General features: G+C 67.7%; 13 protein-coding genes. 7 read left to right on the top strand and 6 right to left on the bottom strand.

The window, feature by feature from the left end; translation table 11 throughout:
* Position 1 precedes the first annotated feature (1 nt).
* Positions 2 to 1,618 carry a CHAD domain-containing protein gene (locus tag ACFTSA_RS02125; protein ID WP_377949229.1) on the bottom strand — a complete coding sequence of 539 codons (1,617 nt, stop codon included), beginning with the start codon at positions 1,616 to 1,618 and terminating at the stop codon, positions 2 to 4.
* A gap of 141 nt (positions 1,619 to 1,759) precedes the next feature.
* On the opposite strand from ACFTSA_RS02125, the gene ACFTSA_RS02120 reads away from it, so the two are divergent.
* The 3 genes from ACFTSA_RS02120 (at position 1,760) to ACFTSA_RS02110 (ending at position 5,003) form a co-directional block, all read left to right on the top strand.
* Positions 1,760 to 3,025, top strand: a complete 1,266-nt coding sequence (locus ACFTSA_RS02120) for a CynX/NimT family MFS transporter (protein WP_377949227.1) — start codon at positions 1,760 to 1,762, stop codon at positions 3,023 to 3,025.
* A gap of 6 nt (positions 3,026 to 3,031) precedes the next feature.
* On the top strand, positions 3,032 to 3,712 hold the full coding sequence (locus tag ACFTSA_RS02115) for a FadR/GntR family transcriptional regulator (RefSeq protein WP_377949225.1): 681 nt from the start codon (positions 3,032 to 3,034) through the stop codon (positions 3,710 to 3,712).
* An 82-nt stretch (positions 3,713 to 3,794) separates the two neighbouring features.
* Positions 3,795 to 5,003, top strand: a complete 1,209-nt coding sequence (locus ACFTSA_RS02110; RefSeq protein WP_377949223.1) for an AI-2E family transporter — start codon at positions 3,795 to 3,797, stop codon at positions 5,001 to 5,003.
* Between the two features lie 79 nt (positions 5,004 to 5,082).
* Here the strand turns inward: ACFTSA_RS02110 and ACFTSA_RS02105 are convergent, their stop codons facing one another.
* The gene (locus tag ACFTSA_RS02105; RefSeq protein WP_377949221.1) at positions 5,083 to 5,616 is read right to left on the bottom strand and encodes a hypothetical protein; all 534 of its coding nucleotides are present in this window, start codon (positions 5,614 to 5,616) and stop codon (positions 5,083 to 5,085) included.
* A 168-nt stretch (positions 5,617 to 5,784) separates the two neighbouring features.
* On the opposite strand from ACFTSA_RS02105, the gene ACFTSA_RS02100 reads away from it, so the two are divergent.
* The 3 genes from ACFTSA_RS02100 to ACFTSA_RS02090 are packed head-to-tail and all read left to right on the top strand — an operon-like array spanning position 5,785 to position 8,398.
* On the top strand, positions 5,785 to 6,075 hold the full coding sequence (locus tag ACFTSA_RS02100; RefSeq protein ID WP_377949218.1) for a hypothetical protein: 291 nt from the start codon (positions 5,785 to 5,787) through the stop codon (positions 6,073 to 6,075).
* Positions 6,076 to 6,096: 21 nt separating this feature from the next.
* A complete protein-coding gene (locus ACFTSA_RS02095; RefSeq protein ID WP_377949216.1) occupies positions 6,097 to 6,924 on the top strand; it encodes a DUF1206 domain-containing protein in 828 nt (275 codons plus the stop codon).
* Positions 6,925 to 6,958: 34 nt separating this feature from the next.
* Positions 6,959 to 8,398, top strand: a complete 1,440-nt coding sequence (locus ACFTSA_RS02090; RefSeq protein ID WP_377949214.1) for an SRPBCC family protein — start codon at positions 6,959 to 6,961, stop codon at positions 8,396 to 8,398.
* Positions 8,399 to 8,554: 156 nt separating this feature from the next.
* Here ACFTSA_RS02090 and ACFTSA_RS02085 read toward each other — a convergent pair whose 3' ends face one another.
* Positions 8,555 to 10,021: an FAD-dependent oxidoreductase gene (locus tag ACFTSA_RS02085; protein WP_377949212.1), complete on the bottom strand. Its 1,467-nt coding sequence runs from the start codon at positions 10,019 to 10,021 to the stop codon at positions 8,555 to 8,557.
* Between the two features lie 87 nt (positions 10,022 to 10,108).
* Entirely contained in the window at positions 10,109 to 11,380 is a 1,272-nt protein-coding gene (gene cobA / locus ACFTSA_RS02080; protein ID WP_377949210.1) for a uroporphyrinogen-III C-methyltransferase, read from the bottom strand.
* A gap of 202 nt (positions 11,381 to 11,582) precedes the next feature.
* Between cobA and ACFTSA_RS02075 the strand changes: the two genes are divergently transcribed.
* Positions 11,583 to 13,754 carry a hypothetical protein gene (locus ACFTSA_RS02075; RefSeq protein ID WP_377949207.1) on the top strand — a complete coding sequence of 724 codons (2,172 nt, stop codon included), beginning with the start codon at positions 11,583 to 11,585 and terminating at the stop codon, positions 13,752 to 13,754.
* A gap of 263 nt (positions 13,755 to 14,017) precedes the next feature.
* Here the strand turns inward: ACFTSA_RS02075 and ACFTSA_RS02070 are convergent, their stop codons facing one another.
* Complete coding sequence (locus ACFTSA_RS02070; protein ID WP_377949205.1) at positions 14,018 to 15,004, bottom strand: ABC transporter permease; 987 nt, start codon at positions 15,002 to 15,004, stop codon at positions 14,018 to 14,020.
* Complete coding sequence (locus tag ACFTSA_RS02065) at positions 14,994 to 15,719, bottom strand: ABC transporter ATP-binding protein (RefSeq protein ID WP_354257471.1); 726 nt, start codon at positions 15,717 to 15,719, stop codon at positions 14,994 to 14,996. The genes ACFTSA_RS02070 and ACFTSA_RS02065 overlap by 11 nt, the downstream gene beginning before the upstream one ends.
* Positions 15,720 to 15,756: the final 37 nt, after the last annotated feature.

Raw genomic sequence — 15,756 nt, 5'->3', positions numbered from 1 at the left:
GCTATCCCACTCCGCGCCGGATGGCCTTCCGGGACTTCCGGTGCGCCTTGCGGTACTTGGCTTCGGCCTTGGCTGCCATCTTCTGTTCCCGCTTCAGGAGCGAGCCGTAGGCCGCATGCACCGGCTCCGGCAGGTCAGGGCCGCCGGCGAGCTTCCCCAGGAAAATCCGCGCCATCACGCTGTCGTGGTGGTCGCCGAGGATCGTCTGCTGCTTGTGCGCCGCCTTGGCCAGCTTGGCGGCGCGCCGGCCGAAGACTGGATCCACGGTCTCGGCGGCATGCCGCAGCCGTTTGGCGTCCTTCCGTACCTGGTGCAGCGCCGTTTCGTGAGCCGTGGCATCTTTGAGCTCCATGCCGGGCTTTTCGCCGGCGCCGTCCTTGACCCGCCGAGCCGACTTGTGGGCGCGGCGCAGCCGTTTGGCCGACTTGCCCACCAGCTTGCCGGCGGCCTTGCGGGCGGGTGCGGAAGCGGCCGGGCGGACGGGCGGGTGGTCACGGAAGTCTTCGAGGTCGTCGAGGAGGCGGAAGTAGCGGTCGGTCAGGAGCACCTCCTGCGCCTTGCGGTAGCCGGCGTCCAGCCTGGCGCCCAGCTCCCGCTCGATCCGCTGTTTGACGTCGTCGGTTCCCTCCCCCGGCGGAAGCTTCTCCGAGTGCGCCCGCAGCCGGTCCTGCATGACTTCGGCATCGCGGGGCGTTCCGAGGATCCGGCCCAGCCACTTGAGCTCGTCGCGCAGCCGGCCTACGGCGCCCTTGCCATAGAGCTTCCGGTAGACAGCGAGGGCCGACCGCACACGGCGGGTGGCCGAGCGCATCGCATGGATCGCATCCGGCTCCTCCAGCCGCACCCGGGCGTCGTTGGCCAGGATTTCGCTGATCTGCCCGGCCAGGTATGCGCTAACGACGGCGGACGCCGGCCATTTCTTGCCCGGTTTCCTGCCGCCGGGCTGCTTCGCCCCTGCGGCAGTTGCTGCCGTGCTGTCAGTCGCCTCCCCCAGCGCGCGCCTCAGCTTGGATACGTGCCCTGACGGCCGGGCACCGGCCGACGCCAGCACCGGCGCCGCTGCCTTGAACACCTCCGGCTGGCCGTGAACCAGCTCGAGTTCCCATTCGCGCCACTGCTGTTTCTGGCCTGCCGGTTTCCCACCCGACCCGTGAAGAAGCTCGGCGTCCACGGTGTCATTGGCGAAGTCGGCGAGGTGCACGCCGTCGTCCCCGTAAAGCGCATGGGTGGTGCGCCGGGTGTTCAGGCGGGCTACGGGCACCGGATCGGATCCGCGGAGGTAGGCGTGCAGGTAGGCCAGCAGTTTCTCGGGGACCACGTTGGCCTGGCCGAGTGGGGCGTGAATCTCCCGGCGCGGCCCTGGCTCCTCCTCAGACCCTGATGCAGGCTCCGCTGGCAGCTTCACATGCCAGCCGGCATCGGTTCCGCCGGTCCTGCGCCGCAGGGTGATCCGGCGGGAGGCGAGAACCAGGTCCTCCGTGTCAAAATAGACGGCTTCAAGTTCAGCACCGTGCGGGTCACCCACACGCCCCACCCCCGCGATGGCGGCGAGATCGGGCAGTTCCGTACCGGCGTCGACGTCGTACTTCTTCTCCGTTTCAAGGCCTTCGGCAGTCATGGCCGGGCGGCGTCCTTTCCCCTTGCCGGGTTACTGCGCTCGATGCGCCTGTTGGCCCGAGTCTATGCCCGGGTCAGGGTACCCGCGAGAGTTTCCCCACAAAGTTCTAGACATCAAACGTCAAACGTCTAACGTTAAGGGATGGCGACCACTTCTTCAGCACCCCCGACCACTGCCACATACCCGGCCAAGCCGCGCACCGCCGTCGTCGCCGGTGTTATTGCCCTGGTCCTCATTGGCCTGAACCTGCGGGCCGGCATCACCGGCGCCTCGGCGCTGCTGCACGATTTGCAGCAGGTTCTGGGCTACGGGCCGCTGGTCGCCTCGCTCATCCCGTCCATCCCCACACTGTGCTTCGCCGTGGCCGGAGCGGGCACGTCGTGGCTTACCGGGAAGCTCGGCGTCGAGAAGGCCATCCTGCTCTCGCTCGGCATGCTGGCGGGCGGGCTGCTGGTCCGGGGCATCCCCACCACCGGCATGCTGGTGGTGGGCACGGTGATTGGAATGTCCGGCCTGGCCGTCTGCAACGTATCCATGCCGTCCTTCATCCGGGAGCACTTTGCCGCACGCACCTCGCTGATGACGGCCGTCTACACGGTGACCATGACCAGCGGCGCCACCGTCATGGCTGTGGTGGTGGTTCCACTGTCGCAGCTGCTGGGCTCGCCGTCGGCCGGACTGGGCACCATCGGGATCCTCGCCCTGTCGGCATTCCTGGGCTTCCTGCCCGTGACGCTGCACGCCCACCGCAACACCGTCCGGAAGACGGCCGGACACGTGTCCCCGTGGCCGCTGCTGCGCACCAAGACCGGGCTGCTGCTCACCGGTATCTTCACCCTTCAGGCGCTGCTCGCCTATGCGCTGCTCAGCTGGTTCCCGTACATGCTCACCACCATGGGCCTCAGCCCGGCGGACAGCGCCCTCATGTTCGGCGTCATGCAGCTGGTTTCGGTTCCTGCCGGCATGACGCTGATCGCCATCGGTTCCCGGCCGCGGATGCTGCGCCCCGCCGTCTACCTGGCCACCCTGACCATGACGGCCGGCATTGCCGCGCTTCTTGTCCTTCCCGTTTCACTGGCCGTCATCCCGGCGGTGCTGCTGGGCTTCGGCCTCGGCATCTTCCCCCTGGTGATGGTGATCATCAGCCGCAGCGGCCGGAACACCGCAGAGACCACGGCCCTGTCCACGCTGGCGCAGTCCACCGGCTACCTCCTCGCCACCGTGGGGCCGTTCGGGATGGGACTGCTACACAGCGCGACGGGCAGCTGGACCCTGCCGCTTGCCCTGCTCCTGGTCATCGCCCTGGTGCAGATCGCCGTGGCGCACCTGCTCAGCAGCGGCCGGGCTGCCGGCGTTAGCGCCACTGGCAGCGACGCCGGCACCGACGCCGCCGGAATGAAAGAATAGGACGCCATGACCCTGAGCACGTCGCACCGCCCGCCGCTGACGGACGAAGTCACCGCCAAACTCCGCGGGATGATCCAGACCGGCGAGTGGCCGCTGCAGCAGCGCATACCCTCCGAGACCGAGCTCATGTCAGGGCTGGGCGTATCCCGAGGGACGCTCCGGGAAGCTGTTAAGGCACTGGCCCACAGCGGGATGCTCGAGGTCCGCCGGGGCGACGGAACCTACGTCCGGGCCACCAGCGAGATCTCGGGGGCCGCCCGGCGGCTCTACAAGGAACACACGGACGTGCACGTCCTCGAGGTCCGAGTGGGGCTGGACACGCAGGCGGCCCGCCTCGCCGCGCGGCATGCAACGGCCGACGACGTCGCGGCCATGCGCAGGCTGCTCAGCGAACGCGGGGACGCCTGGCACGCCGAAGACTTCGCGCGCTGGGCCCGCACCGACTGGGGCTTCCACGAGCGGGTGGCGCAGGCCTCCGGCAATCCCCTCCTGCACGAGCTGTACGTCAGCTTCGGCGACGTTTTCCACGCAGATCTTCTGAAGCAGCACCGGCGCGCCGGTTTCAACGGCCTGCCGGACGCGGGCCACGGCGAGCTCGTGGACGCTATCGAAGCGCACGACGGCGACGCGGCCGTGGCCAGCGTGCTCCGGAACCTCAACTCCTGCGCGGAGTGGCTGGGGGAATAACGGGCTTTCGCCTCAACAGAAAACGTCAGTAGGCTTACTAATCAAGCCAGTCGACTGATTGACCTGATGAGTAGGAGTTCCCATGGCCCGAACAGCACGCCTGTCCGAGCAGGATCCGGTGTCCGGGCAGGATCCGGCCCAAGCGCCCTTATCCGGTCCGCATTCGCCCAGCCAGGCTGCCCGGCCGCCGGAGCACAAGCCGGCCCGGGAGCTGTGGTCCGACAATCTGGGAAGGGCGGGAATCCGCTGCGGCCAGATCCTGCTGGTCCTTGCCGTGGCGGCCGTGTCCATCTACGGCCTTTTGCAGGTCCGCCTGCTCGTCATTCCGGTGCTGATCGCACTGATCCTCGCCGCCGCCATCGGGCCGTTCGTCAACCTCCTGCGCCGCCGCGGACTGCCCGGCGGAGCGGCCACAGCGGTGGCATTCGCTGCCCTGCTGCTTCTGCTGGCGGCCCTCGGCACCGTGATCTATTTCTCGGTCCGCAGCCAGTGGAGTGAGCTGGTGCAGCAGGCCTCCGAGGGCCTCGACGAACTTGAAAGCCTGCTCCTCTCCGGCCCGGTTCCCATTGACCGCGAGCAGCTGAACCAGGCAAGGGAGGGCGCCGTCCAGTTCGCCACGAGCAGCCAGGTCCGGTCGGGAGCCATCACCGGCCTCTCCGTGGTCACGGAGTTTCTGGCCGGCGCCAGCCTCATGGTGGTGATCCTGTTCTTCTTCCTCAAGGACGGGGCGAGGATCTGGAACTTCCTTCTGCGGCCCTTCTCCGGGGAACGGGAGGCCAGGCTGCGGCGGGTGGGCCAGCGGACCCTTGAGGTGCTGGGCGGCTACGTCCGCGGCACTGCCATCGTGGCACTGGTGGACACCGTGGCCATCGGCGCCGCCCTGCTGATCATGCAGGTGCCGCTGGCCATCCCGCTGGCCATCATCGTGTTTATCGGCGCGTTCATTCCCCTGGTCGGGGCCACCTTTGCCGGGATTCTCGCCGCCCTGGTGGCCCTGGTTGCCAACGGCCCGGTGGCGGCGCTGATCGCGGTGGCGGTGGTCATCGCCGTGAACCAGCTCGAAGGCGACCTGCTCCAGCCAGTGGTCATGGGCAAGTCCCTCCAGCTCCACGCCCTCGTCATCCTCATGGCCCTGACGGCGGGCACTATCCTGGCGGGCATCATCGGCGCTGTGCTGGCCGTTCCGCTGGCAGCCGTGGCGTGGGCCATCATTCAGGTGTGGACCGCCGAGGATCCGCATCTCCAGGGCATGAACCCTGACTTGCCGCCGGCGGACAGCCAGCCCACGTAGGCACTCCGCGGAACGGAGGTGAAGCGGCCGGGCACCTGGGTGCCCGGCCGCCGTCGTGCGTTATCGGTTTAAGAAGCCGTCAGCGCAGTCCCTTGAATACATTCTTGGGCCGTTGCATCTCGCCGTGCTTGGCGCCGAGGACGATCACAGAGGCGGCGAAGGCGGGGATGGCCCACTGCAGCGCCTTCAACTGCTTCTGCGCCGACTGCAGCTTGGCCGAGGAACCGGACCGCGGCTCTGTGGCACCCTCGGCACCTTCATCGGCCAGTTTGTCCACCTTCTTCCCGAGCACGCCCGCATACAGGGTCACGGCAGCGCCCGCCACCGTGACGGCCGTCTTGTAAACGGTGTCCCGCGCCACGCCCTCCTGGCTTGCGATCCTGTCCCTGTTTTCCAGCGCGATGAAGAGGTCCGCCAGCAGGTGCGTTGCGAAGGCGGCCGTCTGGACCGGCGCCCATTTCATCCAGCCGCGGCTTGAGAGGCGCGTACGCTCGGCCGGGTCCTTCGCCTCTGCAGCGGCCCCGTTCAGGCCGATGGCGCCCATCAGCGAGCCGCCAAACCAGGCTGCCGCCGTGAGGTCGTGAACAGACCGCGCAAAAAGATTTCCAGCCATGATGTCCTTCCTAAGGCAAGAGGTTCAATCCGGGAACAGTGGCTTCCGCGGGCCCAAGGTTCAGATACCCGCAAGCCGCACCAAAGACATGGTCCCCATATGGTAAGCACACTTACTAACGTTACGGTAGCCCGTAATATCAGTGGTTCTGTGCGTAAAATCGACGCCATGGGATCAACAGGAACACTGTTCGGCTGGGCATTCGGCGACTCCGAACGCGAGGACGACCAGGCATATGTGGACGGGCTGAAGGGCGAGGCGCTGGCCAACGCAACGCAGGCCGCCAAGAGCAAGGGCTTCGACGTCGAGGCCGGCTCGGAAGTATTCACCATCCTCAGCGCCGGCGACGCGCTCGTCGACATTGACACGGCACCGGACGACCTCGTGGTGCGCTGCACGGTAAGGCTCGTCGGTGAAGGCTCGGAGCGCATCCATGCGGAAGGGCCGATGAACGGCTAAACGGAACGGCTAAACCGGAGCATGACGGACAACGACTCGACGATCAGCGAAGCGGCCGACGCCGCTGAGGCTGCATCGAACACCAAAGCGCTCGACGTCGTCGCGCGTTCCGGTTTCGCTGTCATGGCCCTGCTGCACATCATCGTGGGCGCCATCGCAATTGCCCTGGCCTTCGGGCATCCCGGCGAGGCCGAGCCCACCGGAGCCATCGAACAGCTGGCCGCCAACCCCTGGGGCCCGGCACTCATGTGGGCCGGCATGATCGGCTGTGCGGGGCTCTCCCTCTGGCAGCTCAGCGAGGCCACCCTCCGGGCCCGCCACCTGCGCCGCAAGGAACGGATCGGGAAGCTGATCTCCTCCGGGTTCCTGGCAATCGCCTACGGCAGCGTCGGGCTCAGTTTCGGCGGCTTTGCCGTGGGGCTTCGCGGCGACTCCGGCGAGTCAACGAGGGACGTGAGCGCAGCCCTGCTCACCAACCCCTTTGGCGGCGTGATCCTCAGTGCCCTGGGCCTGACCGTCATAGGCGTGGGCATCTACTTTGTGGTGAAGGGCTTCCGGCGGGGCTTCAAGGAGGAACTCTTCCACTTTGACGGCACCCGCCGGGGCAAACTCATCGATTCGCTGGGCGTAACCGGCCACGTGGCGAAGGGCATCGCACTCTTCCTTGCCGGGCTGCTTTTCGCCATCGCCGCAGCCAAGCACACCCCTGAAGAATCCACCGGCCTCGACGGCAGCCTGAAGGCCCTCCGCGAACACGAGTACGGGCCCTACCTGCTGTTTGCCATCGGTGCAGGCTTCATTTGCTACGGGATCTTCGCGCTGGTCCGGTCGAAGTTCGGAAGGATGTAGCCATGGGAAAGGTCCGGTCAGGGGAAGGCGAAGCATGAAAAGGCGATTCAGCGGCGATCCGGCGGGGGCGCCGAACCGGACCTCCAACCGCACGGCAGACCTCGCCGGGCGCGCTTTTGCTGCCGCGTTCCGGGCCATCAAGGCCGTGCGCCCCGTCCGACCCATCCATCCGCGGGGCATCAGCCTGGTCGGCGAACTCGTCCTCACGGGCGCCGCGGGACGCGCTGCTGCCGGACTCCCGGGAGCCAGCGGGATCACTTGGCTCGACGACGCCGGAACCTGCCGGGTGCGCGGGCGGTTTTCCCGGTCGGTGGGCCTTCCTGAGTCGCTGCCTGACATTCTGGGCCTGGCGCTGAGGATTTCTCCCGATTCCGCCGCTCCCACCCGCGCAGGTTCTCCCGGTGCCGGCGGCGCCGGTGAGTTTGACGGCGTCGGCGACAGTGCCGACGTCGGGGATGTCCTGTTCGCTTCCACCGGTTGGGGCGTGCCGGGCCGTTACATGTTGCTGCCCAAGCTGGATGTTGATACCGCCAGGTTCACCACGCTGATGCCATACAGGGGAGTCAACGGCCCCGTCCTTCTGGGGCTGCGAACGCTGTCCCTGCCCGGGCGTGCGACCGGCCGGGCGGACACCGGCGGAAACTTCAAGGAATCGCTGGCCAGCGGAGACTGGACCCTGGCGCTGTCGTACGCCAGCCCGGCAGGCCGGTGGGTGCACGCGGGCCTGCTGCACCTCAGAGCCGCCGCGACTGCCACCGCCCCTGGGGGCGCTCCCGCTGTGGACGCTGCCGCTGAGAACGGCGGTGCTGGGGACGGCGGTGCTGGGGACACCGCCATCCGTTTCGATCCGCTGAAGCACACCCTGCCCGGCGCCGGGACCTACCCATGGGCCCGCCGGCTGCGGGAACGCTCGTACCGGGCCGCCCGGCGCCCCGCCGCCGGCATCATTGGTGCCCCGGATCCCGCCGGGTTCACCGCTGCAGACCGGACCTCCGCCACCCGGCGCCAGGGTTTGCCCGACGAAAGGAACACCATGTCAACCGTCACGCAGGTCTTCAATTCACCGGCATCGGCAGTCTGGACAGTGATCGCGGACGGGTGGCTTTACTCCGGCTGGGTGGTCGGCGCCTCCAGAATCCGCGACGTGGACGCGCGCTGGCCCGAGGTCGGAGCTCAGCTCCACCACTCGGTGGGCGCCTGGCCGCTGCTCATCAACGACTCAACCAAAGTGACGGCGGCCGATCCGGGGAAGCGGCTGGAACTGATTGCCCGCGGCTGGCCGATCGGCGAGGCCAAGGTGGTCATCAACCTCGAGGATCTGGGCGAGCAGTGCCGCGTGACGATGATTGAGGACGCCGTCCGCGGGCCTGGCCTGGCTGTTCCCAAGGCGCTGCGGGATCCGATCATCACCGTGCGCAACCGGGAAACCCTGCAGCGCCTCGAGCTCATGGCCGCCGGCGGCGCGGGAGCTTAAACACGGCAGCTTAAACCAACGCGGGTGGGCCCACGGCCGCAGGGTTCCCTGGCTGAGCTTGCGAGGTGCGGGCGGGGTCACTTAGCCCAATATTCCGGTAGGAATGGGCGCTAAGTGACCCCGCGTTGCTGTTTAGACGCGCGTTGCTGTTAGAAGCTAGACGCTGGCGGCGATCCCGTCACGGGAGATGGAGACCATGTCCTCGCGCGGCACCACCTTGATGCGCTCACGCACAACCTCAACGCCGTGCGAGCCCCCGGCAGCGGTGGCCTCGGCGCCCAGGGCGAGTTCGTGGGCGTCCAGTGCCAGCCAGCCTTCCCACGTGGTGTATTCCACGCCGCGGCTTTCGAGCAGGTCGACGACGGCGCTGGCAGCGGGTGCTTCGGCAACCGGCAGGTTCTCGCGGTCTTCCAGCAGGAGGGTCACGGTCTCCAGGGCGTCACCCTTGGTGTGGCCGATGAGGCCGACGGGTCCGCGCTTGATCCAGCCGGTGGCGTAGATGCCCGGGACGTGCTCGCCGGAGGCGTCCAGGACGCGGCCGCCGGCGTTCGGGACGACGCCCTTCTTGTGGTCGAACTCGATCTCCGGCAGGGCGGAACCGAAGTAGCCGATGGCGCGGTAGACGGCCTGGACCGGGTAGTCGATGTACTCGCCGGTGCCACGGGCGTTGCCGGTGCCGTCCAGTTCGGTGCGTTCAAACTTCATGCCGCTGACCCGCCCGGGGTTCTCGGCGTCGTCGTAAATTTCCACCGGGCTGTGCAGGAAGTGCAGGTGCAGGCGGCGGGATGCCTTGAGCTCGGAGACGTCCTCGGGCTGCTCGGCGATCCAGTTGGTGAGCGTTCCGACCATGGTCTTGGTCTGGTTGTTGGTCTGGATCTGGCGGTCGGATTCCTCGTCGAACTCGAAGTCCTCCGGGTACAGGATGATGTCCACGTCCTTGGAGTGGGACAGTTCTCGCAGTTCCAGCGGGGTGAACTTGACCTGGGCGGGGCCGCGGCGGCCGAAGACGTGGACGTCGGTGACGGGCGAGTTCTTCAGGCCGGCGTAGACGTTGTCCGGGATCTCGGAGACCAGCAGGTCGTCGGCGTGCTTGGAGAGGACACGGGCCACGTCGAGGGCCACGTTGCCGTTGCCGATCACGGCGATTTCCTTGGCGTCCAGCGGCCATTCGCGGGGAACGTCCGGGTGGCCGTCGTACCAGGAGACGAAGTCGGCGCCGCCGAAGGAGCCCTCGAGTTCGATGCCGGGGATGTTCAGGTCGGCGTCCTTGATGGCGCCGGTGGCGAAGATGACGGCGTCGTAGTGTGTCTGCAGGTCCTCGATGGAGAGGTCCGTGCCGTAGTCAACGTTGCCGAAGAAGCGGATGTCGCCGCGGTCCAGGACCTTGTGCAGGGCGTTCACGATGCCCTTGATGCGCGGGTGGTCCGGAGCCACACCGTAGCGGATCAGGCCGTAGGGTGCCGGGTAGCGGTCGAAGAGGTCGATGCTCACGGTCAGCTCGCCGCTCTTGACGGCCTCGCTCTTGGTGAGGATGTCCGCTGCGTAGACGCCGGCCGGGCCGGATCCGATGACGGCCACACGCAACGGGCGGGCGGCGGTTCCTACGGTGGTGCTGGTTGACACGGCTGTGTTCCTTTTCTTCTGCATCGATTGCTCCGTAGGCGCCCTTTTGAACCATCACAAGGGCAGTTATGGAGCAATCGGTGGGTTTCAGGGGGTGAGAACGCGGGTGGTGCTTGTGCGGGGCTTGTTGGGGCTGGTGGTGCTGTAGTCAGCGGTTTTGAAGTGCGTCGGCGCGAAGGGGCTGACGCGGACAACGTCACCGATGACGATCACTGCAGGATTGGCGACGCCGGCGGCCTCGGCCTGGTCGGCGATGGTGCCGAGGGTGCCGATGGTGACGCGCTGGTCCGGCAGGTAGCCGTTTTCAACAATACCAACTGGTGTGTCACCGGGCAGGCCGGCTTTGCCGAGGGCGGACGCGGATTCGCGGAGCTGGCCGACGCCCATGAGGAGCACCACGGTGTGGTCGGCGCGGGCCGGGACCTCGGACAGTTCCTCGTGGCCGGTGACCACGCTGAAGCCCTTCGCCAGGCCGCGGTGCGTGACCGGGATGCCGGCAGCCGCGGGGACGGAGATCGCGGAGGTCACTCCGGAAACCACTTCCACCTCGATGCCGTGCTGGCGGCAGAATTCTGCTTCCTCGCCGCCGCGGCCCAGGACGTAGGGGTCGCCGCCCTTGAGGCGCACCACGCGGTGGCCCTGCAGGGCTTCCTCGACGAGGATGCGGTTGATCTCGGCCTGCGGCACCGGGTGGTGGCCGGGGGTCTTGCCGACCTCGATGACGCGGACGTCCGGGGCAAGTTCGTTGAGCAGTTCGCGGGGGCCGAGGCGGTCGGCGACCACGACGTCGGCCTGGCCGAGCAGCCGGCGTCCACGGACGGTGATGAGGCCGGTGTCGCCGGGGCCGCCGCCGACAAGGGCGACTGATCCGCGGTGGGCACGGCGGCGGCGCAGGGGCAGGTCGCCGGACTCCAGGGCTGTGGCGACGGCGTCGCGCAGGGCCATGGCACGGCGCGGGTCTCCCCCGGCGTTGACGGCGATCTTGACGTCGTCAACCACGGCGACGGCGGGCGTCCAGGCGGCAGAGGATTCATGGTCGGAGGCGTTGACGCACCAGACGCGCTGCGCCTCGGCGTCGGAAGCTACCAGCGTGTCCACAGCGGGATCGCCGGTGGCGGTCTGGACGAACCAGACGCCGTCGACGTCGTCGGAGCGGTAGGTGCGGGGCTCCCAGGTGAGCAGGCCGGCGTCGGCGAGTTCGCGGACCGCGGCGGTGGCCTCGGGGGCAACAACGGTGACGCGGGCACCGGCGTCGAGCAGGCCCTTCGCGCGGCGCGCAGCAACGCGTCCGCCGCCCACCACCAGCACCGGGCGGCCGAGGAGGCGCAGCGCCGTGGGGTAAATGTCCTGAATTGCCATGGATCAACGGTAGGGCTGTGTTACGGGCCCGGCCAACGGCGCGGAAACACCAGTTCACGCGAGGTAACGCTGCGTCACATTGCTTCCGGGGCTTGTGTTATCGGGCCGCGGGCCGATGCTGGCCAAAAGTGTCTGTGGCGAGCCCTACAATAACTCCGATCGGGATTCCCCGATCGGTCTCAACATGGGGGAAGGACACTAGTTGTCTCTGCACGAAAACGTCCGTACGCGGACGCGCCCTGGTTTTCTGACCAGGAGCATTGCCACAGCCGGGAGCATCGCGCTGCTTGCCGGACTTCTGATGGCTCCGGCAGCACAGGCGCTGCCGATGGAAACAGCCACTGTTACGGAGCCCGCACCGGCTCCGGCTGACACGGCACCCGCTGACCCGGCACCCACTGACCCGGCGCCTGTGGACCCGGCACCGGCTGACCCGGCGCCCGTGGATCCGGCACCGGCTGGAGAACCGTCGGCGGAAGCCACGCCCACGGAGACAGCGCCCACGGAGACGTCGCCTGCCGCTCCGAAAAACGTCAGCCCTCCGATCATTGAGGGCGACCCCGTCGTCGGCGGCAGCCTCACTTCCACCGGCGGTCAGTGGAACGGGGCAGGCTGGATCCAGTACCGCTGGATCATCGACGGCATTCCGGTCCAGACCGCCGGCCACGTGGTCGGCGAACCGGACGTACTGAACATCGTCCCGTCCATGGCAGGCAAGAGCGTCCAGCTCACTGTTGTGGCGTCGTCGGAGGCCCAGGCTCCCGGCACCGAAGCGTCAGCCACGGCCGTTGCTGTCCGCCCCGCAGCCTTCACCGGAGTTGTGTGGAGCAACGCCGTGTCCGGCAAGCCCGCCGTCGGCCAGGAGCTGTCGGTAGGCACTCCGCAGTGGGATGACTCGGCCAGCCAGGGAGCCCTGGCCTACCAGTGGTTCCGCGGTGCAGCGGCCATCGGATCGGCCACCACCTCGCGTTACACGGTCACAGCCTCCGACGTCGGACAGAAGCTGTGGGCCAAAGTGACCCTGTCCGCGCCGGGCTTCACCTCGGCGGAACTCTCCTCCGTCCAGGTCACCGGCGTCTCGGCGACCTTCGCAACGGCGCCCGTGCCCACCGTCAGTGGAACCGCCCGTGTTGGCCAGGTGCAGACCGCAAACGCAGGAACGTGGGCTCCCGGCGGTGCCGTGCTGTCCTACCAGTGGTACCGGGGAACGGCGGCCATCGCTGGCGCAGTGAGCCGCACTTACACCACGTCCGCGGCCGACTACGGCAAGGCACTCAAGGTGCGGGTCCGGGCCACCAAGGCCGGCTTTGTTACAAAGGACCAGTTCTCGGCTCCGCGCGCCATTGCAGCCGGGACCATCGTCGCCACCAAGGCCCTGACGGTCGTCGGAACGCACCGGTACGGCAGCACCGTCAAGGTGTCCCAGGGCTGGCCCGCCGGTACCACCATCCGTTACCAGTGGTACCGGAATGGCGTGGCGGTCAGGGGCGGCACCGGGTACGCGCTGTACTTCAACGCGAGCTACATCGGCTCACGGGTGAACGTGAAGGTCACGGTTTCCAAGCCGGGCTATGCGACACGGTCGGTAACCACCGGCGCAGTCACCGTTGGCAGGGCGCTCATCAACCTGAAGACGGCGCCGCGCATCACCGGGGCGACCTCCTTAGGCTCTGTCCTCACAGCCAATCCCGGCACCTACTCCCCCGCGCCGTCGGCCTACGCGTACCAGTGGTACCGCAACGGTGCCGCCATCTCCGGCGCGCGCTACCGCACCTACCGGCTCACCGCCGCGGACAACGGCCGCTCCATCACGGTGCGCGTCTCCGCCAGCCTGATCTACTCGGACACCCGGGTCACGATGAGCCCGGCGCTGAAGCTGCCGGTCTGGGCTGTGACGGTCCTTCGCGGCGACGGCACGTACCGAGTAGGAACGCAGATCAAGCCGGGACTGTACAAAGCGACGGGCACGGGCAGCGGCTGCTACTGGGAACGGCTTAATGGCTTTGGTAACACTCTGGACGACATCAACGCGAACTACTTCGGATCCGCCCGGACGTACGTCCAGATCCTTCCCGGTGATGTCGGGTTCAGGTCGAGCGGCTGTGGCGCCTGGACCACTGTCCCGTCCACGGGTGCAAGGGCAACCAGCATCACCAAGGACGGAACCTACCGAATTGGGATCGATATATTGCCAGGTGATTATTACGGGTCCGGCACCAGCAGCACTTGCTACATGGCGCTGCTGACCGGCTTCGGTGGAACCCTTGCTGACATCTACGACAACTACTTCGGTTCATCCGACATTGTCGTCACCATCCCGTCATGGGCAAGGGGCTTCGAGGTCAACGGCTGCGGCACATTGACCCGCGGCTGACCCTTCTGTGAGCAGAAAGCCCGACGGCGATTACCGCCGTCGGGCTTTCTTGTGCCCTGCGGACGAGCTGGCCCTGGCTCCGTCGTGGGGCACTTTGAGGAGCGACACCCCCAGTGCGTGCCGAGTCCCCGGCGTTTCACGTCTGAATGTGCCCCCTTCGGACGAGGCCCAAGCAGTTGGCTACTGCAGCAGGCACCAAACAGGACAGCAAAAAGCCCGACGGCGGAGTCGCCGTCGGGCTTTCAGGTGCAGCGTGGAGGTGCTTAGCGGGTGCTGCCTGCCAGGAGGCCGCGGCGCTGGAGGAGGCGCTTCTCGATCGGCGCGAACACCAGCAGCTCGATCAGGATGCCGACGGCCAGGATGAGGAGGATCGCGGACATCACGATGGTCATGTCGGCGAGGTCGCGGCCCTGATTCAGCATGGAGCCGAGGCCGAACCCGATGGTGCCGCCCACTGCGATGATTTCCGCGGCCATGAGTGAACGCCAGGAGAAGGCCCAGCCCTGCTTGAGGCCGCTGAGGTAGCCCGGAAGTGCCGCCGGGAGGATGATCTGCACGGCCATCTGCAACCGGGATGCGCCGAGGACCGTGCCCACACTGCGGTACTGCGGCGGGATCTGGTCCACGCCGGAGATCAGGCCATTGATGATCGACGGGATCGCACCCATGAACACCACGAAGTACACGGTGGCGTCGGTGAGGCCGAACCAGATGATCGCGGCCGGGACCCACGCAACGGACGGCAGAACCTGCAGGCCCGAGATCAGCGGGCCGAACGCCCGGCGCAGGGGTGCCACCTGGGCCAGCAGCAGGCCGACCGGCGTGGCGATCGCGACGCTGATCAGGAAGCCCAGAAGGCCGCGCTGCAGCGACGTCCAGACGGCTTCCTGCAGCGAGCCCTCAGCCCACAGCGTGCCGAACTGCTCCAGCACATCCATGGGGCCGGGCACCTGGTCGCGGCGCTTGAGGCCCAGCGAAACGTAGAACTGCCAGATGATGATGAGCACCACGACGGCGGCGACCGGCAGCAGGATCCGGCTCCAGTCGACCCGGGCCTTGCGGACCGCATCCGACTGCAGCGAGTCCAGCCCGGACTCCAGCTCACGCAGGTCGGCCGAGCCGGTCGAGGACCGGGTCAGCGCGGCGTGGATCTTTGTGGATTCACCGGCCTCGACGGGCTCGAGCAGCGTTGTGGACGGCTCGGCCAGCGGGGACTCGGGGTCGGCCACGGGAGATGAGTTACTTGGCATGGCGGCGGATCTCCTCTCGCAGCCGGGCGGTGATGACCCCGGTCAGCTGTCCGGCAAGACCGGCGTCGGTACGGTGTTCTTCGGTGACTTCCCATTCCTGCACCACGCGGCCGGGTCGGGAGGAGAGCAGGAGGACGCGCTGGCCCAGGCGGACCGCCTCGCGGACGTTGTGGGTCACAAAGACGATGGTGCGTCCGGTTTCCTTCCAGATGCGCTCAAGCTCGTCGTGCAGCAGGTCGCGGGTGATGGCGTCCAGGGCCGCGAACGGCTCGTCCATCAGCAGCAGCTGGCGGTCCTGCGCGAGCGAGCGGGCCAGTGCAACGCGCTGGCGCATGCCGCCGGACAGCTCGTGCGGGCGCCGGTCCGCGGCTTCCGCGAGGTGGACCAGGTCCAGCAGCTCTGCAGCTTTGACGCGCCGCTCGGCCTTGCCCACGCCGCGCAGCTTCAGCGCCAGCTCAACGTTCTCGCGGGCGGTGAGCCACGGGAACAGGGCGGAGTCCTGGAACATGAAGGCGGCGCCGTCGCTGGGCACCTCAAGGGCGCCCGACGTCGGGAGCTCCAGTCCCGCCATGATGTTCAGCAGGGTGGACTTGCCGCAGCCGGACGCACCGAGGAGGGCGACGAACTCGCCCTTGCCGATGGTGGCGTTGACGTCGTCCAGCACCGGGGCGCCTTCGCCGAAGCGCTTGCCCAGGTTTTCCAGTACGACTGGCATGTTCCCGTCCTTTGTTCGTGGTGCGTTAAATGCGGCG

It is taken from the genome of Arthrobacter sp. NPDC057013 (genome assembly GCF_042674585.1).
Lineage (GTDB): Bacteria > Actinomycetota > Actinomycetes > Actinomycetales > Micrococcaceae > Arthrobacter.
Note: the sequence above shows the minus strand (reverse complement) of the source record. Positions and strands in the feature narration are given on the sequence as shown.